The sequence below is a fragment of the Anoxybacillus andreesenii genome, from assembly GCF_030813005.1.
In the GTDB taxonomy this organism is placed as follows: Bacteria; Bacillota; Bacilli; order Bacillales; family Cytobacillaceae; genus Robertmurraya; species Robertmurraya andreesenii.
In genome coordinates this window covers 1-19,257 of the sequence record NZ_JAUSTU010000009.1, presented here as the reverse complement: position 1 = coordinate 19,257, position 19,257 = coordinate 1, and the positions used below count along the sequence as shown (strand labels likewise).

Annotated in this window: 21 protein-coding genes; 6 read left to right on the top strand and 15 right to left on the bottom strand. The window is 39.7% G+C overall.

All coding sequences use genetic code 11. The annotated features are described in order from the left end of the window. Positions 1-46: 46 nt before the first annotated feature. The 8 genes from J2S07_RS10605 to J2S07_RS10570 form a co-directional block, all read right to left on the bottom strand. Positions 47-709, bottom strand: coding sequence for a potassium channel family protein (locus J2S07_RS10605; RefSeq protein ID WP_307150372.1), 663 nt, complete (start codon positions 707-709; stop codon positions 47-49). 136 nt (positions 710-845) lie between these two features. After that, entirely contained in the window at positions 846-1,301 is a 456-nt protein-coding gene (locus tag J2S07_RS10600; protein WP_307150371.1) for a TlpA family protein disulfide reductase, read from the bottom strand. A gap of 45 nt (positions 1,302-1,346) precedes the next feature. Beyond that, a complete protein-coding gene (locus J2S07_RS10595; RefSeq protein ID WP_307150370.1) occupies positions 1,347-1,895 on the bottom strand; it encodes a peroxiredoxin in 549 nt (182 codons plus the stop codon). Positions 1,896-2,273: 378 nt separating this feature from the next. After that, complete coding sequence (locus J2S07_RS10590) at positions 2,274-3,395, bottom strand: N-acetyldiaminopimelate deacetylase (RefSeq protein ID WP_307150369.1); 1,122 nt, start codon at positions 3,393-3,395, stop codon at positions 2,274-2,276. A gap of 58 nt (positions 3,396-3,453) precedes the next feature. After that, positions 3,454-4,158, bottom strand: coding sequence for a 2,3,4,5-tetrahydropyridine-2,6-dicarboxylate N-acetyltransferase (gene dapD / locus J2S07_RS10585; protein ID WP_307150368.1), 705 nt, complete (start codon positions 4,156-4,158; stop codon positions 3,454-3,456). A 90-nt stretch (positions 4,159-4,248) separates the two neighbouring features. After that, a complete protein-coding gene (gene ccpC / locus J2S07_RS10580; RefSeq protein ID WP_307150367.1) occupies positions 4,249-5,133 on the bottom strand; it encodes a transcriptional regulator CcpC in 885 nt (294 codons plus the stop codon). A gap of 67 nt (positions 5,134-5,200) precedes the next feature. Next, entirely contained in the window at positions 5,201-5,641 is a 441-nt protein-coding gene (cbpB, locus tag J2S07_RS10575) for a cyclic-di-AMP-binding protein CbpB (RefSeq protein ID WP_307150366.1), read from the bottom strand. Between the two features lie 181 nt (positions 5,642-5,822). After that, entirely contained in the window at positions 5,823-6,059 is a 237-nt protein-coding gene (locus tag J2S07_RS10570) for a YkuJ family protein (protein ID WP_307150365.1), read from the bottom strand. Between the two features lie 190 nt (positions 6,060-6,249). Here J2S07_RS10570 and J2S07_RS10565 point away from each other — a divergent pair, with 190 nt between their 5' ends. Both J2S07_RS10565 and J2S07_RS10560 read left to right on the top strand, forming a co-directional pair. Further along, entirely contained in the window at positions 6,250-7,200 is a 951-nt protein-coding gene (locus J2S07_RS10565) for an MBL fold metallo-hydrolase (protein WP_307150364.1), read from the top strand. A gap of 28 nt (positions 7,201-7,228) precedes the next feature. Next, the gene (locus J2S07_RS10560) at positions 7,229-7,471 is read left to right on the top strand and encodes a glutaredoxin family protein (RefSeq protein WP_307150363.1); all 243 of its coding nucleotides are present in this window, start codon (positions 7,229-7,231) and stop codon (positions 7,469-7,471) included. 193 nt (positions 7,472-7,664) lie between these two features. Here the strand turns inward: J2S07_RS10560 and fadH are convergent, their stop codons facing one another. Beyond that, positions 7,665-8,429: a 2,4-dienoyl-CoA reductase gene (fadH, locus tag J2S07_RS10555; protein WP_307150362.1), complete on the bottom strand. Its 765-nt coding sequence runs from the start codon at positions 8,427-8,429 to the stop codon at positions 7,665-7,667. 179 nt (positions 8,430-8,608) lie between these two features. On the opposite strand from fadH, the gene J2S07_RS10550 reads away from it, so the two are divergent. Continuing rightward, positions 8,609-9,490: a metallophosphoesterase gene (locus J2S07_RS10550; RefSeq protein ID WP_307150361.1), complete on the top strand. Its 882-nt coding sequence runs from the start codon at positions 8,609-8,611 to the stop codon at positions 9,488-9,490. 67 nt (positions 9,491-9,557) lie between these two features. Here J2S07_RS10550 and J2S07_RS10545 read toward each other — a convergent pair whose 3' ends face one another. Then, positions 9,558-11,666, bottom strand: a complete 2,109-nt coding sequence (locus J2S07_RS10545) for a sensor domain-containing protein (RefSeq protein ID WP_307150360.1) — start codon at positions 11,664-11,666, stop codon at positions 9,558-9,560. 268 nt (positions 11,667-11,934) lie between these two features. Here J2S07_RS10545 and J2S07_RS10540 point away from each other — a divergent pair, with 268 nt between their 5' ends. Then, positions 11,935-12,399 carry a YkyB family protein gene (locus J2S07_RS10540; protein ID WP_307150359.1) on the top strand — a complete coding sequence of 155 codons (465 nt, stop codon included), beginning with the start codon at positions 11,935-11,937 and terminating at the stop codon, positions 12,397-12,399. Between the two features lie 44 nt (positions 12,400-12,443). On the opposite strand, the gene J2S07_RS10535 is transcribed toward J2S07_RS10540, so the two are convergent. Together J2S07_RS10535 and J2S07_RS10530 are read right to left on the bottom strand one after the other, a co-directional pair. Beyond that, positions 12,444-13,349, bottom strand: coding sequence for a chemotaxis protein (locus J2S07_RS10535; protein WP_307150358.1), 906 nt, complete (start codon positions 13,347-13,349; stop codon positions 12,444-12,446). Between the two features lie 219 nt (positions 13,350-13,568). After that, positions 13,569-14,000, bottom strand: a complete 432-nt coding sequence (locus tag J2S07_RS10530; RefSeq protein ID WP_307150357.1) for a universal stress protein — start codon at positions 13,998-14,000, stop codon at positions 13,569-13,571. Between the two features lie 159 nt (positions 14,001-14,159). On the opposite strand from J2S07_RS10530, the gene J2S07_RS10525 reads away from it, so the two are divergent. Continuing rightward, entirely contained in the window at positions 14,160-15,317 is a 1,158-nt protein-coding gene (locus tag J2S07_RS10525) for an aminotransferase A (protein ID WP_307150356.1), read from the top strand. 29 nt (positions 15,318-15,346) lie between these two features. On the opposite strand, the gene J2S07_RS10520 is transcribed toward J2S07_RS10525, so the two are convergent. From J2S07_RS10520 to J2S07_RS10510, 3 genes are all read right to left on the bottom strand, one after another. After that, the gene (locus J2S07_RS10520) at positions 15,347-16,225 is read right to left on the bottom strand and encodes an NAD(P)-dependent oxidoreductase (protein WP_307150355.1); all 879 of its coding nucleotides are present in this window, start codon (positions 16,223-16,225) and stop codon (positions 15,347-15,349) included. A gap of 93 nt (positions 16,226-16,318) precedes the next feature. Continuing rightward, entirely contained in the window at positions 16,319-18,037 is a 1,719-nt protein-coding gene (gene ptsP, locus J2S07_RS10515; RefSeq protein ID WP_307150354.1) for a phosphoenolpyruvate--protein phosphotransferase, read from the bottom strand. Continuing rightward, positions 18,037-18,303 carry a phosphocarrier protein HPr gene (locus J2S07_RS10510; protein WP_307150353.1) on the bottom strand — a complete coding sequence of 89 codons (267 nt, stop codon included), beginning with the start codon at positions 18,301-18,303 and terminating at the stop codon, positions 18,037-18,039. The genes ptsP and J2S07_RS10510 overlap by 1 nt, the downstream gene beginning before the upstream one ends. 329 nt (positions 18,304-18,632) lie before the next feature. Between J2S07_RS10510 and J2S07_RS10505 the strand changes: the two genes are divergently transcribed. Next, a complete protein-coding gene (locus J2S07_RS10505; protein WP_307150352.1) occupies positions 18,633-19,013 on the top strand; it encodes a hypothetical protein in 381 nt (126 codons plus the stop codon). Positions 19,014-19,257 lie beyond the last annotated feature (244 nt).

Sequence of the window (19,257 nt, the reverse complement as noted above, 5' to 3'; positions counted from 1 at the left end):
CGCTTGTTTTTTCTTTGTTAAGAGCGCTTTTCCTGCATAAGAAAGCTTAAATACTCATGAGCTTTTTTTCAAAACGATTAATATCAGAATCTGCTCCGATCACGATCAAAATGTCATTTTTGAGGATCATTTCGCTTGCTTGAGGAGAAACATTAATTTCATCCCCTCTCTTAATGGCAACAATATTAATTCCATATCTGGCGCGAATGTCCAACTCTATAATCGTATGACCAACCAATCCCTCACCTGCCACAATCTCCACAATGCTATGCTTATCAGATAGTTCCAAGTAATCTAGTATACTATTAGAATTCAATTTATGAGCGATCCTTCTTCCCATATCTCTTTCAGGATGGACAACGGTGTCTGCTCCTATTTTTAGAAGAACCTTTTCATGATAATCATTCTGAGCCTTAACGGTTATATTTTGTACTCCTAACTCTTTCAAAATGAGAGTCGTTAAAATACTAGCCTGGATATCGTCCCCAATGGCAACAATCACATGATCAAAGTTGCGAATTCCTAGGCTCTTAAGGACCGATTCATCTGTCGTATCACCCATTACAGCATGGGATGCAATCATCGAATATTCATTCACTCGTTCTTCTTTATTATCGATCGCCATTACCTCTAAGCCTTGCTTTGCTAGCTCTCGAACAATACTACCTCCGAAACGTCCTAAGCCAATTACTGCAAATTCTTTTTTCACCTAGATTCCCCCGTGTAAAAATGATGCTCTCATTTTAGCATATTATGTTAGAACAAAGTACATCTGATTCCGAAACATCGATATAAAAAAAAACCAAGCGCAGTTTACGAACTTGGTTTCTTTCATCTAGACAATATTATTCACTTTTTTCCATTTCATCTAATACACGGTTAACCCGCTTTTCAAGCATCTTCATTCCGCTACCTCCAGCTTGAAAATGACGGAGCTTTCCATCCTTGTCAAATACATAATAGGCAGGTACATATTGATTTTCGAATGCCTCTGTTAGCTTATGCTCGCTATCTACAAAAATCGGCTGTGTAATTTCGTGCTTAGCAGCCACCTTCTTTATTTCTTCAAGGTTCAAATCATCCTCGGAGCGAGGCATATGAACAGCGACAACATTTAATTTATCTTTGTATTGATCCCGAAATTGATTCACCTGTGGCATGGCCTCTTTACATAGATGACAGCTGATGGACCAAAAATGGATCAAGGTTGGTTTCGTTCCAACAAGCTCTTCCTTTGTAACCTGTCCATTTAACCACTCAGTAGCGCCTGCTAATTCTGGCATGGGTTCACGAAGTTTCATTCAAAATCCCCCTATTTGTTAGGCCTCATTTCTTATTAAGAGGTATTACACGTTTAAAGTTGCTTGTCCAGGCTTCCAGTTCGCTGGGCAAAGTCCGCCAGTTTGAAGCGCTTGTAGAACTCGTAGTGTTTCGTCTACGTCACGTCCGATATTGTTGTGGTTCACAACCTGATACATTAATTCACCCTCTGGGCTAATGATGAAAAGACCGCGAAGAGCAATCCCTTCTTCTTCAATAAGAACCCCATAGTCACGAGAAACGACATGGTTATGATCAGCTGCTAAAGGATAGTTCAAGTCGCCTAATCCGTTGTCCTTGCGATCCGTTTTGATCCAAGCTAAATGAGTGTGAATGGTATCAGTCGATACTCCAATTACTTCAGCATCTAGATCTTCAAACTCATCATAGCGGTCAGAGAGAGCTGTGATTTCAGTTGGACATACAAAGGTGAAGTCCATTGGATAGAAGAATAATACTGTCCATTTGTCATTCTTCATGTTTTCCTCTAAGCTTACTTTCCCAAATTCCTTGTTTGACATTACAGCATCCATTTCAAAACGTGGTGCTTGTTTTCCTACTAAACGTTCTGCCATGTTTATTCCCTCCAATATGATAATCATAAATGAGAAATGTTCTATGTAATCTCACTGAACCAATAATCAACATCTCTCATTATAGGCGTACCAAATTTCCTAGTCAAATTTTCCAATAATAAACTCCATTTAATATTTATTATTATGAAGCAAATATCTTACTAACTTGTTTTTCCCTTTTTCACTAAAAATAAACTAGGGTTTCCCTGCAATGAATGGTATTTTGAAATTCTCCTATATGCTCAGAATATCACTTATTCCTATCGGATAAAAATATTAACCTTAACAAAACAATTATTTCACAAAAAATTCGTGAAACTGTCAAAAAATAGACATATTTCATTGTTTAAATGTCTATTCGTACAAAAAAAATCCACCTTAACTTTGGTTCCCTTTAAATTCAATATACTTTGAAATAAACGAAATCGCTTTATCTATTGCCCCCTCATTTGGGCAAAGCTTTGCATGATGAAGCCCGAACTTAGAATCTACCCCGAGCCAGAACATAAAGCCTGGAATTTCCTCAAGCATGTATCCGAAATCCTCACCTGTCATTGCCTTTTCACATTCGATGACATTCATATCTGTGTGGCTACGAACATATTCCATGAATTCCCGAGTTAGAGCAGCTTCATTGAAGACCTGTCGATACATACTCCCAAAATCAATTCTCGCCTCACACTCAAAACCAATTTCAATTCCTTTCACAAGTGCCTCTACTCTTTTCTTCACTTCATTCATAGACTCAACGGATAAAGTACGAATGGTGCCTTCAATTCTCGCAGTTTCTGCGATGATATTCTGCACAGTTCCCCCATTAATCTTCCCAATTGTTACGACCGCACTATCTAAAGGATTCACATTCCTTGCCACAATCGTTTGTAGCTGGATAACAAGAGAGCAGGCGGCTACAACCATATCATTGGTCAAATGAGGGTAGGCAGCATGTCCTCCCTTGCCCTTGAGGTCGATAAACAGCTCTGAGGTGTTGGCAAACAATAGCCCTTCTTTAATAGCAATTGAGCCCACTGGATATTCAGGAGCGATATGGAGAGCAAGGATCATGTCAGGCTTCCATTCCCGCATAATGTCGGTTTGTAGCATCGGTTCCGCCCCACCTGGTCCTTCCTCTGCCGGCTGAAAAAGAAAAAGCAGATGATCGTCCACTGGATGAAAAACGAAATGAGTAAGCACTCCTAAGGCAATGCTCATGTGAACGTCATGTCCACAAGCATGCATTTGCTCTGGATGCTCTGATGAAAATGGCAGGTTTGTCCCCTCAACAATGGGAAGGCCGTCCATATCCGTGCGATAGCCAATTGTTTTTCTTGGGTTTTTTCCGATAATTCTTGCAAATATCCCGGTTTTCCATGTTTTTATCTGCAAACGCTCCTGAGGGAGGGATTGCAAATAGCTCAATAAGTATTCCTGTGTTTTAAATTCCTGAAAGCCGAGCTCAGGAATCCGATGCAAATCTCTTCGGATTTGTACAAAGTTCATATGAAAGCCCTCCAGTTAGTGAAAAAGCGTGGATTAGCATCCACGCTTTTTATCAACATTATAAATTTCGCAATGCCTGGATAATTTCCGTTTTCGATAATGTCTTGTCATCAATCTCTTTAATGACTCGAGCCGGTACACCTGCAACCACTGTGTTGGCCGGTACATCCTCAATAACAATGGCTCCTGCTGCTACACGTGCACCTTTCCCAATAGTCACGCCCTCTAAAACAACGGCATTCGCCCCAATAAGTACATCATCTTCAATCACCACTGGCTTTGCAGAAGGCGGTTCAATGACCCCAGCTAGCACAGCACCAGCTCCAATATGACAATTCTTTCCGACAGTTGCTCTTCCACCGAGAACCGCATTCATATCAATCATCGTTCCTTCTCCAATGACTGCACCAATGTTGATGGATGCGCCCATCATCACAACCGCATTTTCTCCAATTTCAACCTGATCGCGAATAATCGCTCCTGGCTCAATTCTACCCTTGATGTTCTTCAGATCGAGAAGAGGAATCGCAGAGTTGCGGCGATCATTTTCTACTACATAATCCTCAATTTTCGTCCGATTAGCCTCTAGTGCAGCACGAATCTCACTCCACTCTCCGAAAACAACTCCCGAATTACCTGTAACGAATGCTTTGGAATTCTCACCAAATTGAATGCCTTCCAAATCTCCTTTTACGTATACCTTTACTGGTGTAGATTTTTTACTATTGGCAATAAACGAGATAATTTCGTTTGCGTCCATCATCTTACTTATAATACCCCCTAAAAAGCTTGGATGCTGTTATTATGTACATTCTGAGATCTTCTTTTTCAAAAAGGGAGTAAAAAGCAATAACTATTTTCTTTCTCCCTTAATATGCTCCTTAATTAAGCTTACAAAAGCTTGGACATGCTTAAGCTGAAAAGCCGACTCATAGCCCAGTAACCAGGTATCTCTCTTCAGCGGCTCATCGTTTTCATCAAGCAAGGGAATTTTGAAAATATCCTGTTCCCCACCATTGAGGGTTATAGCCGGTAGAATCGCGTAGCCTATACCATTGAAGGCCATTTGTTTGCAGGTTTCGATTTGATCAACGACAATGGTTCTCTTAGGCAACGCCTTAAACTGCCGATGCCACCAGTCTTGAATTTCCTGATAATAATTGGAATCACTTTTAAATTGAATAAAGGGTCGATCCGTTTCAAGCACCTGTTCTGGCGAAGTTATTTCTTTATCCACCATAAAAAGATGGTCTTCGAACAAGTGAATTTTTACCCCCTTCCAATCCGGGGTTCCACGGATGATTCCAATATGAACATGATCCTCATAAAGTGACCGCAAAATCTCACTGCTCCAACCAGTGACCAATGAGATCTTGGCATGAGGATAACGTTCAACAAATTTCTTCAGTACCTTCGGAAGCCAATTTTGACCTACGATCGAGGCTACAGCGATTTTCAACGTCCCATAGACCTCTGAATTCATTGCACTAATGGCTTCTTTAACCTTCTCTTCCTTGTCAAGTACCTCATTCACAAACTTAACAACGATCTCCCCGGCAGGAGTAAGGGTTAACCCCTTTTGCGAACGGATGAAGAGCTTCGTACCCCATTCCGCTTCAATCGATTGAAGGCGTTGACTCAGAGCAGGCTGCGAAACAAATAATCTTTCCGCCGCTTTGCGCATATTCATTTCAGATGCTAAAACGGACAAAAGATGAAAGGTAGATAAAGATGACAACGAACCACCTTCTCCTTAAGTTAATTTAATCGAAAAATTGAGCCTCCTAAATTGTAGGAGGCTTTCATCAATCTTTACTTGGGAGCCAGTTTTTCATTTGTACAAGAACAGATCTTCTTGTTAAAATTCCTTCAAAAAAACCTTCCGCATTTTCAACGCAAAGAAAAGGATGATCGATTAAAAGATTTAGGCATGTTTTAAAGTCCGCATCTATTTGAATTCTAGGAATTTCTTGATTCATGACTTTTTCAACTGGCTGTTCCTCTAATTTTTCGAACTCAATTCTTTCGATTCCAAGAATGGCGTCCATAATTAAAGGGGTACTGATAAGACCATGCAATCTGTACCCTGGATCCAGTACTGGTATCGCCGTATAACCACTACGGGTTAAAACCAATAAGGCATGTTCTAAACTATTCTTTATCTGTACATGTGCAACTCGTTCTGAAGGGATCATTAATTCCTTAATATTCAGTTCCAAAAACTCTCCACTGTGAAGACTTATCATAGTCGAAATCTCCCCATATATGTTTTCATTCAACTATATTTTATCACAGTTTCTTATGGGATGCTTTTAATAAATCCCCTCGAATTCAGAAATGGTGAAAAACGGTATCTTCGACTTGCTTTGACTTGGAGCACATTTTTTAAGGAGACCATGCTTGGTCTCCTTCGTCGCAAAAAAATCGTTATTGAATCAAATCAAAAATCTCAATCGTAATCATGTCAATATTATCAAATTGATAACGCTTGGGCTTATCTTTGTCGTTATATACCTCTAACTCAAAAGTTTCTGTCTTAGGGTGGTATGTAACCTGGCACTTTCTTTCACCATTCACTTCAAAAAAGCGCTGAGCTGACTCTCCTCCGCTTCCTTGCTCTTGAAGGCTTTTTAAACGAGTGATAATTCCTTGAAGTTGTGACATGTTCCCTCTCCTTTCCAAACAAAACCAAGTATACGAACACTATACACTTAGGTTTCTCTTTTGACATGTTTCTATCCACATGGATTAATTTCTGAATATTCAAGCCGAAACCTTTACATGTCAATATTAACAGAATAAAATAAGACATAAGATTTTTACAAGAAAAAGCTGTAAAAAAGGAGGTTTTTTTTTGAAAAACGTAGAAAAGCTCATGGAAAACATCTACTTGATTGATGGTTTTGATTTAGGTATGAAAGAGAGAACAGGTGCCTATGTCCTTACAGAAGCTGAATTGACGCTTATCGAAACGAGTGCAAGCCCCTCTGTTCCATTTATTATTGATGGTTTGAAGGAATTGGGATATACCCTTGAGGATTTAAAATACATAATCGTCACACATATTCACCTTGACCATGCGGGTGGAGCAGGTCTATTATTACAGCAGTGTCCAAATGCTAAAATCATCGTTCACCCCAAAGGCTTCAGACATCTATCGGATCCTTCAAGATTGATTGCAGGAGCAAGGGCTGTCTATGGTGAAAAATTTGATTCCTTATTTGATCCGATTCTCCCGATTCCTGCTGAACGGCTCATAGCCATGAATGATCAGGATGAGTTAACCATTAGCGCGGATTGCACCTTAACATTCTATGATACCCCAGGGCATGCAAACCATCATTTCAGTATTTATCATCCGAAGGTCAATGGGATGTTTACGGGGGATACGGTCGGGATTCGATATGCTACGCTAATTCCAGAAGACATCGAATTCTATCTCCCATCCACCTCACCGAATCAATTTGATCCTGGTAAAATGCTTCAGTCCATCGAATTATATAAAAGTCTCAACCTAAGTTATATCTTTTTTGGACATTATGGAGTTTCAAATCATCCATCAGAAGTATATAAACAGGTATCCTATTGGATCGGGGAATTTGTCCAGGCTGCCAGAAATGGCTATGCAGCTGGTCAGACACCTGAACAGCAAATGCAGCTTACAGGAGAGGAACTGTTGCAGAAAATATATGCAAACCTTCGTGAACAGGGAGTACCAGAAAACCATGATGTTTTTGAAGTATTACGGCTTGATCTAGAGGTTTGCTCCATGGGACTCATTGATTATCTTCACAAACAAAAATAGCTTGAAAAAACAACAGGAGGAAGAAATCTTGACGCAAATTATTATTTATACCCAGCCCGATTGTCCACCTTGTGAAATCGCCAAACGTTTCCTAACAGAATACGGGTTTTCCTTTGAACTAAAGAATATAAAACGAGATCAGAAGGCACGTGATGAACTCATTCACCAATACAATTCTTACTCCACGCCCACATTTGTTATTAATAACGAACAGGTTGTTACCGGGTTTGAAATAGAAAGATTGAAAGAAATATTAAATATAGAATCATAGAGGCCTGAGTACGAGGCCTCTTTAATATTTTCGCAAAGGCAATGTGATTTACAACCTACCTCTTTTTTTAGAGACTCTGTTATAGTAGGTTTTTTGATTAGTATACCGCCTCATACGTCTACATTCTCTACGTTATTCGTACCGAATAAAACCCGTTCACGTAGGCGTATAAGGCTAAAATTAACACAGCTTTTTAAAATGGATATTGGTTCAGCCATGCACCGCCGTCCATGGTAATGCATTCTCCATTTATATAGGCAGCATGATCAGAGAAAAGAAAATAGCTGAGCTCAGCAATTTCTTCAGGTGTTCCAAGGCGTCCAAGGGGAACACTAGCTATTGTTCTCTTTGCCGCTTCTTCAGATTCCCAAAGTTTCCCCGCACCACCTGTTCTTTCAATTGGACCAGGAGCAATGGCATTTACTCGAATCCCATATTTCCTTCCCCACTCAACTGCCAAGGTTCTTGTTAATGATAAAACTCCGGCCTTTGCAGCGGCGGAATGGACCACACCCGGACCCGCATCCCATGCATATGTAGCGACCATATTCGTGATGCTCCCCTTTATGCCCTTCTCAATCCAATACTTTCCTACCTCACTGCTGCAGTAGAATGTACCATTTAAGACGATATTGATAACGGAATTCCAGCCATTAACAGAAAGCTCTTCGGCAGGGCAAATGAAGTTGCCTGCAGCATTGTTAACGAGAAAGTCGATTCTACCATATGCCTTATCGGTTTCTGCGACCATATGCTTCACATGATCAATTTCTCTAACATCCATTTGTATCGTGAGAACAGAATCCGGTGAAACCTCGATCTCTTTTTTTGCTTCTTCCAGTCTTTCTTTATCTCTTCCTGTAATGACCACTTTTGCTCCTGCTTTAGCAAATCGCTTGGCCATATGCTTCCCCATCCCACTAGAGCCGCCTGTCACAATGACAACTTTGTCCTTCATAACGTGTTCCCCCTTTATAAATGAATGACCATTCATTTATGATTGTAGCATAATTGTTAGAATCTTCATACAAAAATTAACGAAATTGATATCGAGTTCCACCTTCTTTTTCACGACGATCTTTGTTAGTATTAAGAAGGTAAATGGGAAAATAAATAGAAGATAGGTTGGGAGAGGCAATGCCAAAAAAGGTTTCAAGAAGATCGTTCCTAAAAAGATTTATGGGAACGATTTTGACAACATTAGGTGTGTCAACTGGAGGATATGTTTATGCAGGAAAAATTGAACCGATTCTATTAAAAATCAATAATCATAAGCTCGTGCACTCTAATATTCCATCCAGCTTTGACGAATTCAAGATCGTTCAATTTAGTGATACCCATTTAGGTTTTCAATATACGTTAGAGCAGTTAGCTAAATTAGTAGAAAAAATCAACTCAATACAGCCTGATATTCTTTTTTTTACAGGTGATTTGCTTGATGCACCCAACCAGTACCGTGAAATCGATCAGACCATTTCGATCCTAAAAAAATTGCATGCCCCTTTTGGCAAGTTTGCTGTGTATGGCAATCACGACCATGGCGGATATGGAACAGACCTCTACCGAGATATAATTGAGAAAGCTGGATTTACCCTTCTCTTAAACGAATCAACTCGCATTCAAATGAACGAAAAAGAACATATATATGTCATCGGTATTGATGATGCCATGCTCGGAAGGCCTGATCTCCAAGCAGCTATTTCGGAAGTCCCTGACGATGCCTATAAAATTCTCCTTTCGCACGCTCCAGACTTAGCAGATTACGCAACGAACTTTAATATACAAGTACAATTAAGCGGGCATAGCCATGGTGGACAAATCCAACTTCCTTTTATTGGAGCGCTTGTTAAGCCCCCCTTTGCCGAAAAATATTTTGAGGGATTCTATAGAATCGGGAGTACGAATCCGCTAACACTGTATGTGAATCGTGGATTAGGCACTACCCGCTTACCGTTCCGATTTCTTTCAGTACCTGAACTAACCGTTTTTACGTTAAAACAAGAAAAAGCAGCCGAATAGCTGCTTTTTCCTATTTTAGAAAGTTTGTTTGCTAGGATTGTTATGCGCATTGAACCTATGCAGCAATTTATTCTAAGACAAGCCTTACCTTATTGTTAAAGATCAATCGTTCAACATCTTGAGCAGGAATCGGTCTCGAAAATAAAAACCCCTGGCCCTTTTGGCAATTTGCAGCCTTAAGAAAATTGACCTGCTCCTTCTCTTCAATCCCTTCAGCTACCACCTCAAAGCCGAGACTATTACCTAAGTGAATAATCGTCGTCGTGATCGCAGCATCTTTGTCACTATTCATCACATCCCGGACAAAGGACTGATCAATTTTGAGAACATCAATTGGAAATTGCTTTATGTAATTTAAAGATGAGTAACCTGTCCCAAAATCATCAATAGAAATGGTTATTCCCAATTCCTTCAAGCTTTTCAGGATTGGAGATGTTTCTTTCGTATCCTGCATAGCCCCTTCAGTAATTTCAATTTGAAGCAGCGAAGGGTTTATTTTGTATTTTTTGATCGCCTCTTTAATGGTTTCCACTAATTTTGGCTGTAAAAACTGCTTAGGAGAAATGTTAATGGCGATCTTTACCCCATTGTTTCCAAATTTAGACCATTCTTTAATCTGCTTACAGGCTGTATCTATGACCCAGTTTCCAATCGGAACAATCAAACCTGTATCCTCGGCAAGGGGAATAAAATCTCCAGGAGACACCATCCCAAGGTCCTTGCTATTCCACCTAATCAACGCCTCAAAGCTATTGATATTCCCCGTCTGTAAGTCTACCTGGGGCTGATAATAAAGAATGAACTCATCCCGTGCCAGCGCCTTGCGCAAATGAGTCTCTAGTGAAAGAATTTGGGAAACTGCGGCATTCATTTCTGTACGATAAAACTGGTAGTGCGCCTTTCCTCTTTCCTTCACGCGAAATAAAGCTTCATCCGCATTCTTAATAATATTTTCAGCATTCTTCCCGTCATGGGGAAACATGCTTATGCCTATGCTAGGCGATAGGAAATACTCCTGATAGTCCAGGTAAAAGGATTTTGCAAAAATAGATAATATTTTCTGTGCAAGCTGTGCAGCACCATGTCGGCTTCCTTCGAAAAGAATACTAAATTCATCTCCACCTTGGCGATACACCTTAATATTGTTCTTGCTGAATTCGCTCAAACGATCAGCAACCTGAATTAATATTTGGTCACCAGCCCGATGGCCTAATGTGTCGTTTAAATATTTGAAGCGATCAAGATCAATGGACAATAACGCAAAGGTTCCCGAATTTTTAAGCCTTTGGATCGATTCTTCTAAATCATCCAGCAATGCACGGCGATTAAATAGACCTGTAAGGTGATCATGAAAGGCCATATATTTGATCGTTTCAGCATTGTCAGCTTGCTCCGAAATATCTCTTGCTATGACGTAAACACCTGTTATCTCTAAGTCAATGAAAATCGGTACAGTTTTCAAATGAATGGTGAAATTATAGCCCTTCGAATGGGTGAACCGGCAGTCAAGAGATTCTAGCGAAATACCTTGTAGGGTCTTATGAAATAACTCTTTAAAGTCTTCCACATCGTCATCCGGTATTAAATCAAAAAATGAGCGGCCTGTCATCTGCTTCTCTGAATAACCGGAAAGCTTCTGACCTGCTGGATTCACTTCAAGGATCTTCCCTTCTAATGAAAGAGTAAACACACCATCTAAATTATGGTCTACAATGGAGCGATACTTCTGTTCTGCCTGGATAAGGAGATTTTTTTCCATTACGAGCTCCGTAACATCCCTTGTCACCGCAACAATGTACTTTATTTCATTGCTCTCATCCCTTATGGGAGTTAATAGAGATTCTGTATAGCCCATCTTACCATCAGGAAACATAATTTGATCGGAATAGGTTACAGGATTTTGAGTTTTAAGTACGCGTTCATACTGTTTTCTTATTTCTAGAACCCTCTCAAACGGAAGGACATCTTCCATTCTCTTTCCTATTGCTTGTTCAGTTAGGCCCGCATACTGCAATCCCATTTCATTGACAAATAAATAGCGGAAGTGGGGGCCCTTCTCCACCAGCATGACATAAACCATATGCTTAACGTAATTAAAAATCAAATTATAAATGATCTTCTCGACAGTTCTATTGACTGTTGTATGTTTATCTTTTTTTATCTCTAGCTGTTTCATCTTATCAACCTCATTCCACTTAAAAAGGTCGTTCAATATCCCCTTTATTCGACAACTTTTCCGCGATTCCCTTTCTATTTTCGAAATATATCAATAATTGTAATAGCATTATAACATGATTATTTTCGAAACTGCAAAAAACCTAGTATTCCTTCAAATCTTATATCCCAACATAGATCCGAATAATCTTATCCCTTCTCCTCTTTCCTTTTCTGTTGAGAAGAGGGTATAATAGGAATGTATCCATGAATTGAAAGGAGTTAAAACGTTGAATCGAGATAAGAGGCAATCTCCCCCACTTAACCTAACCATTGATAACCTCTCACAAGCAATCTTCATTGTAAATCGTCATGCAAAAACGGCTCCTAATCCAAAATTTCTCTATAGATTAAAGCATGATGCCTTACAAAAATTATTAAGAGAAGGGAAAGCAAAAAAAGTAGGACTTCATTTTTCAAACAACCCCAAATTAAGTCAACAGCAATCGGATGTATTAGTGGTATGCGGAAAATATTCTTTTCATTTGCCACCATCAAAAAGCGACTTTACCCAATTACCTCATTTAGGCAAACTGCAAGAAAATGTTAGAAATCCAAAAGCCTATCTTTCCTTGAGTGAAGCGAAGAAATTACTAACTTCTTATACAGGTTTAAAAGAAGAAGAGATGAATCCTCCGAAAAAAAGGCGATACGAGAAACCCGTTTTTAAAAGGCTCGGGGAAAATTATTATTGATAAAAAAGCAAAAGAAGCTGAATTCTATCAGCTTCTTTTGTTCTTTATAGTGCATATTCATCTATAAGCAAGACTAATTCAGCAATTTCTGGCTTACTCACCTGGGCATTGGCCCCTACCATTTGCCCCTTATGTCTTAGGTCATCCGTAATTAACGAGGAGAAGATAATAACAGGAAGCTTTGTAAGCTCCTTATGCTCCTTAATTCGCTTTGTTAAATGATGGCCATCCATTTGCGGCATTTCAATGTCGGTGATCACGAGCTGAACCATTTCAGTAACATCCTTGCCTGAATTGGCCAAATTCTCGAGATAATTCAAAGCATCCCGACCATTTTCAAAGAATTCCACCTGATGAAAGCCTGCTTCAGCCAATGTATCATGAAGTAGCTTCCTTAGAAGTGGAGAATCTTCTGCCACTACTAATCTCTTTGTCGAGCGTCCACGCTCCCCTAGCTTCTTGACCTGTTGAATATTAATGCCTGATTCGGGATTAATTTCGACGACAATTTTTTCAAAGTCTAGGAGCAGAATCATTTCTCCATGCAGCTTGATAACTCCGATTACCTGACTGTCTGCACCTTGATACATTTCAGACGGCTTTTCAATCTCATTCCAAGAAATACGATGAATTTGTGTAACCGTTTGAACATGAAAGACAACCTTTTGTTTGTTAAATTCAGCAACAATAAATTTGTCTTGAGCTGGATTATCTGATTTCGTAAAACCAAGGGCCGCAGCAACGTCCACAACCGGCAGAACTTCACCCCGAAGCTCAATAATTCCCTCCACATTAGGATGGGCATGTGGAATTTGTGTGATCGGTACAGGATTAATGATTTCCTTCACCTTAATAACATTAATTCCAAACTTATTGTTTCCAATGCTAAATTCCACAATCTCTAATTCATTTGTTCCACTTTCTAATAAAATCCCTTTACTAGACTCCATTCCCGCTTCGTCCTTCCTGATCATAAATCACTTTTATTGATCTACTTATCGCCTTATACGTGTACGTTCTCTACGTTATTCGTACCGAATAAAACCCGTTCACGTACACGTATAAGGCTAATATCAACACTGTACATTAAAAACGCTTTGAAATAAATATACCATGAATCAACCATCTTCCTGATGGCAAATTTTTAACATTTCGGCAAAAAATCTCTTTTAATTATATGGAACAATCGTCACAGGACATGTCGCCAAATGGATCACGCTGTATGTAACACTTCCAAGTGCATTATTCACAACTGGACTCATTCCTTTTGAGCCCATGTATATTGAATGGACAGAAAAATCCTTGGCCACCTTTGTAATTTCAATAGCAGGTAACCCGATTCTCACAATCTCCTCCAATTCAATTTGAGCGTCTTTCAAACAATCCTTGGCAGCATCTAAAACCTTTTTTCCCTCTTCTAGATAGTAGGAATCTAGCTTTTCTCTCGAAACATTTCCAAACATTTCAAGCCCCTCATACTGAGGCTTTTGTACATTTATTAAAATCATGCGATCCTCTTCCTTTGCGAGAGATAATGCAAAAGTAACCGCTTGTTTAGAGGATTCCGATCCATCAAATGGCACAAGCAAAGTTTTTTTCATTATTTTTCACTCCTTTACGTCAAGGTAACTTTTTTTCTGAACTTTTACAAGCATTTTCCTCATGTTTCATCAAATTTCCCATTTTGCTTCCCTTCCCATTCGATGTATCATTATAGAATACACTTTACTACAATGGTTCTACTCCGGGAGGGGAACAAGATGGAGCATCTAATTAATCACAATGTAAAAAACATCGAGATATCAGGAATTCGAAAATTTTTCAATCTTGTTGCAGGGACAAAGGATTTAATTTCTTTGACGATTGGCCAGCCAGATTTTCCAACTCCAGAGCATGTCAAAATCGCTGGTAAAAAAGCCATCGATGAAAATTTCACTTCTTATACTCATAATGCGGGGATTTTCGAGCTTAGGGAAGCTGCGGCCCAATTTGTGAAGGAGAAATATGACCTTGAGTACGATGCAGAAACGGAGATCATCACAACCGTTGGAGCGAGTGAAGCCATCGATATCACTTTTCGAACGATTTTGGAAGAGGGTACAGAGGTCATTCTGCCAGGGCCTGTCTATCCTGGCTATGAGCCTATTATTCGCTTATGTGGGGCAAAGCCGGTTCACGCGAACACGACCGCTAATCAATTCCGCTTGACAGCTGACATTATTGAAAAATACATAACAAATAAGACACGTTGTATCGTCTTGCCCTATCCGTCCAATCCTACAGGGGTAAGCTTAACAAAGAAGGAAATCACTGACATTGCAAACTTGCTCAAGGACAAAGACATTTTTATTCTAGCAGATGAAATTTATAGTGAGCTTGTCTATAATGCGGAGCATTTTTCAATTGGTACGATTCTTAAAGATAAGACAATCGTTATAAATGGGCTTTCAAAATCTCACTCAATGACAGGATGGAGAATCGGTTTTATTTTCGCTCCAGCCTATTTGGCCCAGCATATTCTGAAAGTGCACCAGTATAATGTTTCTTGTGCCACCTCCATATCCCAGTATGCTGCTCTAGAGGCCTTAACAAATGGAAAAAATGACGCACTCACTATGAAAAATGAGTATCTGACCCGAAGAGATTATGTCTATGAACGGCTTACGAAAATAGGTTTAAAAGTTGTCAACCCAGATGGAGCCTTTTATTTCTTTGTGAAGCTTCCTGACCGTTATCCTAATTCCTTTGACTTTGCTCTAGCATTAGTTGAAAAAGCCAGAGTGGCGGTGGTACCGGGTAGCGCTTTTTCCAGCTATGGGGAAGGCTATTTCCGCTTGTCCTATGCTTATTCCATGGATACCTTGAAGGAAGCATTAGATCGAATAGAGAAATTTTTTGCAGAAGAAACGAGAGCCTAATTATGCTCTCGTTTCTATATGTGCTCCGTTTAATTTTCCCAGTATTTAAAAAGGGCCTGTGTCCCGCTGTTTTCTTCTCCTCTTTCGGCCAACTGCTTATAGAGGGAGAGGGCCAATGCTAAGCCCGGTGCTTCCATTCCCATCTGCTCTGCTTCTTCAAGGGCAATCGTCATATCTTTAATGAAATGCTTAATATAAAAACCTGGTTCAAAATTACCTTGAATCATTCTAGGAGCTAAGTTTGATAACGACCAGCTTCCTGCTGCTCCAGAGGAAATACTTTTTAGAACAGTTTCCGGATCTAAACCAGATTTTTTTGCATAGGCCATCGCTTCGCTCACACCAATCATGTTAGAAGCAATAACGATTTGATTGCACATTTTTGTGTGCTGCCCAGCTCCTGCCTTTCCCTGATAAACAATATTTGTCCCTAACACTTGAAAAATTGGCAGAACCTTTGTGAAGTCCTCCTCGTCCCCTCCAACCATGATAGAGAGCTTTGCTTCCCTTGCCCCAATATCTCCACCTGATACTGGCGCGTCTAATGCATGCTTTCCTTTTTCTTTTGCTGCTTCATAGATTTCTTTCGCTAGGCTAGGAGTTGAGGTCGTCATATCAATCAAATATGTATGCTCTCTTCCATTTGGAATTAAGCCATTTTCCCCCAAATAGACTTCTTTAACATCGGATGGATAGCCGACAATGGTGATGATCACATTTGCTTCCTCCGCCACTGTTTTCGGAGAATCAGCCCATTTTGCCCCTTTATCAAGTAAGCTCTGCGCCTTTTCCTTTGTGCGAGAATAAACCACCACAGGGTATCCAGCATCCATTAGATTAGTCGCCATGCTTTTCCCCATTACTCCTGTACCAATAAACCCAATTACTGTATTTTCCTTCGTCAACATGTAGAGCCCCCTTCTGTTATTCTAAATTCATTCTATCATTTCTTTTAAATACAGATCACAAAAAAGATCAAACCCGGAGGCTTGATCCTTTTGTTACTTTGTATTTGTGGCTTCCTTCACCAATTCGATAACCTCTTCAGTCGTCGACATTTGCAAGGCTTTCTCAGCCATTTTCTCCATATCAGCTCTACTTAGCTTCCGAATCAATGAACGAGCCTTAAGGATGGAAGTCGCACTCATCGAGAATTCGTCAAGGCCAAGGCCGAGCAAAATCGGAATGGCGGTCTCATCTCCAGCCATTTCGCCGCACATGCCCGTCCATTTTCCTTCCTTATGGGAAGCATCGATCACCATTTTAACTAATCGTAAAATCGATGGATTATAAGGCTGGTACAGGTACGAAACTCTTTCATTCATCCGGTCTGCTGCTAGCGTATACTGAATCAAATCATTTGTACCAATGCTAAAGAAATCGACCTCTTTCGCAAATTGATCAGCAAGCACCGCAGTAGAAGGAATTTCAACCATTATTCCAACTTCAATCGTCTCAGAAATTGCAACGCCTTCTTTTAGAAGCTTTTCTTTCTCCTCATCAAGGATCGCCTTTGCTTGTCTAAATTCTGCAATGGTTGCGATCATTGGAAACATGATTTTCAAGTTCCCATACGTGCTAGCACGTAATAGAGCCCTAAGCTGTGTTCTAAAGATGTCCTGTCTTTCAAGACAGAGGCGAATCGCACGGTAGCCTAGGAATGGATTCATTTCCTTTGGCAAACTCAAGTATGGCAGTTCCTTATCTCCACCAATATCTAATGTTCGTACCACTACTGGCTTACCTTCAAGTCCCTCTAAAACGGCCTTATAGGATTCAAATTGCTCCTCCTCAGTCGGAAGCTGGTCCCTACCCATGTATAGGAATTCCGTCCTGTACAAACCAACACCTTCACCGCCATTACTCTTCACACCTGCAAGATCATTCGGTGTTCCAATATTGGCCACTAATTCAACTTGATGGCCGTCCGCTGAATAAGACTTTTCATTCTTAAGCTTCGCCCACTCGGCCTTTTGTGCTTCGTACGCTTCGTTTTCCTTTTTATACTGCTCAAGCAGCTCCTGGGTCGGATTAATATGTACCTGCCCCTTCAATCCATCGACAATAATGAAATCGCCGTTTTCAATATCCTTTGTAGCCGTTTTCGTTCCTACTACAGCAGGGATTTCAAGAGAGCGGGCCATAATCGCCGAATGGGAGGTTCTTCCTCCAATATCAGTTGTGAAGCCCTTAACAAACTGGCGGTTTAATTGCGCTGTATCAGAAGGCGTCAAATCCTCCGCAACGACGATAACCTCCTCAGAAATCATGCTTGGATCGTTCAATTTTACTCCAAGTAAATGAGAAAGGACACGCTTTGTCACGTCACGAATATCTGCCGCTCTTTCTCTCATATATTCATTATCCATTGCTTCAAACATTGAAATGAACATATCAGCCGTTTCTTTTAGCGCAAATTCACTATTTACCTTGTCAGATTTCACTCTATCCTTGATAGGTGTTAGAAGCTCTGGATCACTAAGAACAAGTAGATGAGCTTCAAATATAGCAGCCTTATCAGCTCCTAATTTTTCTCTCGCATGATCACGAATGACTTCCAATTCGCTTTTTGACTTAGCAACTGCTGCCTCAAAACGTTCAACCTCAGAATCTGCATTTTCAATGGTTATCTTGGCAAAGGATAAATCGGGTTCAACCAATCGATACGCCTTGGCCATTGCAATACCACTTGAAGCCGCAATACCATGTAAGAAGCTCATTATTCTGCTAACCCTTCTTTTTTCATCAATTCTTCAAGACTAGACAATGCCGTTTGCTCATCTCCGCCTTCAGCGATGATCTTAATTTCCGCACCTTGTCCAACCCCAAGGGCCATAACACCCATAATCGATTTTAAGTTCACTTTTTTCTCTTTATATTCAAGTTGAATATCAGATTCGAATTTACTTGCTGCTTGAACTAATAATGTTGCTGGACGGGCATGAATCCCTGTTTCAGCAATGATTTTAAATTGTTTTTCAACCATTACACATCAAACCCCTTATCAATTATTAATATCTGCTGTGATAAAAACCTGTTGTCATTTGCTTCCCAATTAAAAGGGTACCTACCTCCATTATTCTTAACAAAAATTATCAATTCATGTGTAAAATAGAGTCTTTTGAACCCTGTATCAAACAAGATACAGGGTACAAAAAAATGATAACAGATTCTTAGGTCAAATACAAAAATATTACTCTGATTAACTTGCCAAATATGTGAAATTTTGAACAAAAATCTTCTTGAGGATTGAATATTTTGTTAAATATAGTTATGATTTTGTTAACTATTTCCTTTTTGCTAAGGTGTGATTGCATGTATTATAGAAGAGATGAGGCATTTCGTTTTATATTTGGGCAGCCAATCAAGGCAACCTTCAAGATTGTCAAAGTGGATGGAAGAGATGGTTCAGCCAATGAAGCATCTGCTCTGATCCTGGATTTAAGCCCGAATGGAATAAAATTTTCATCTGAGTTAGATCTACCTATTTATGAAAAACAGCTCATCCTTGAAATTTATTTTAGCTTAAATGAGAAAATGATTTCCATGCTTGCAGAACCAAAGTGGAAAAAACGAATGAGCCCTTCCTCCTTCACCTATGGTCTTGTTGGTTTGGACAATGAAGAGACAAAAAAGGAGGTTATTGAGGAATTAAAGGAATACGTAAGAAAAAATAAAACAAGCAATAATAATTGAGCATTTGCAAAGCGCTTTCAAAAAATAGGTCATTCGAGAATAGAATTCTCTTATTATCCTTTACGAATGACAAATTTTAGTGCAAACTGTTAGTTATAAATGTAGTTTAACCTACGCTGTTAAAAGCCTTTTAATAGCCAATTGGGGGAAAAAGTCCTGCGGTAATATGTCAAGCCCAAAAATCTAAGGAATTGGAAATTTTAAACCCACCAGCATCTAAAAAAGGCAATACTAAAGAAACCCA

What these genes read in the sequence shown, in the direction of transcription:
- J2S07_RS10600 (WP_307150371.1), bottom strand. Translation starts at nt 1,301, where the DNA reads ATGAAACTTCGTGAACCCATGCCAGAATTAGCAGGCGCTACTGAGTGG.
- J2S07_RS10595 (WP_307150370.1), bottom strand. Translation starts at nt 1,895, where the DNA reads ATGGCAGAACGTTTAGTAGGAAAACAAGCACCACGTTTTGAAATGGAT.
- J2S07_RS10590 (WP_307150369.1), bottom strand. Translation starts at nt 3,395, where the DNA reads ATGAACTTTGTACAAATCCGAAGAGATTTGCATCGGATTCCTGAGCTC.
- dapD (WP_307150368.1), bottom strand. Translation starts at nt 4,158, where the DNA reads ATGATGGACGCAAACGAAATTATCTCGTTTATTGCCAATAGTAAAAAA.
- cbpB (WP_307150366.1), bottom strand. Translation starts at nt 5,641, where the DNA reads ATGATAAGTCTTCACAGTGGAGAGTTTTTGGAACTGAATATTAAGGAA.
- J2S07_RS10570 (WP_307150365.1), bottom strand. Translation starts at nt 6,059, where the DNA reads ATGTCACAACTTCAAGGAATTATCACTCGTTTAAAAAGCCTTCAAGAG.
- fadH (WP_307150362.1), bottom strand. Translation starts at nt 8,429, where the DNA reads ATGAAGGACAAAGTTGTCATTGTGACAGGCGGCTCTAGTGGGATGGGG.
- J2S07_RS10550 (WP_307150361.1), top strand. Translation starts at nt 8,609, where the DNA reads ATGCCAAAAAAGGTTTCAAGAAGATCGTTCCTAAAAAGATTTATGGGA.
- J2S07_RS10545 (WP_307150360.1), bottom strand. Translation starts at nt 11,666, where the DNA reads ATGAAACAGCTAGAGATAAAAAAAGATAAACATACAACAGTCAATAGA.
- J2S07_RS10535 (WP_307150358.1), bottom strand. Translation starts at nt 13,349, where the DNA reads ATGGAGTCTAGTAAAGGGATTTTATTAGAAAGTGGAACAAATGAATTA.
- J2S07_RS10530 (WP_307150357.1), bottom strand. Translation starts at nt 14,000, where the DNA reads ATGAAAAAAACTTTGCTTGTGCCATTTGATGGATCGGAATCCTCTAAA.
- J2S07_RS10525 (WP_307150356.1), top strand. Translation starts at nt 14,160, where the DNA reads ATGGAGCATCTAATTAATCACAATGTAAAAAACATCGAGATATCAGGA.
- J2S07_RS10520 (WP_307150355.1), bottom strand. Translation starts at nt 16,225, where the DNA reads ATGTTGACGAAGGAAAATACAGTAATTGGGTTTATTGGTACAGGAGTA.
- ptsP (WP_307150354.1), bottom strand. Translation starts at nt 18,037, where the DNA reads ATGAGCTTCTTACATGGTATTGCGGCTTCAAGTGGTATTGCAATGGCC.
- J2S07_RS10510 (WP_307150353.1), bottom strand. Translation starts at nt 18,303, where the DNA reads ATGGTTGAAAAACAATTTAAAATCATTGCTGAAACAGGGATTCATGCC.
- J2S07_RS10505 (WP_307150352.1), top strand. Translation starts at nt 18,633, where the DNA reads ATGTATTATAGAAGAGATGAGGCATTTCGTTTTATATTTGGGCAGCCA.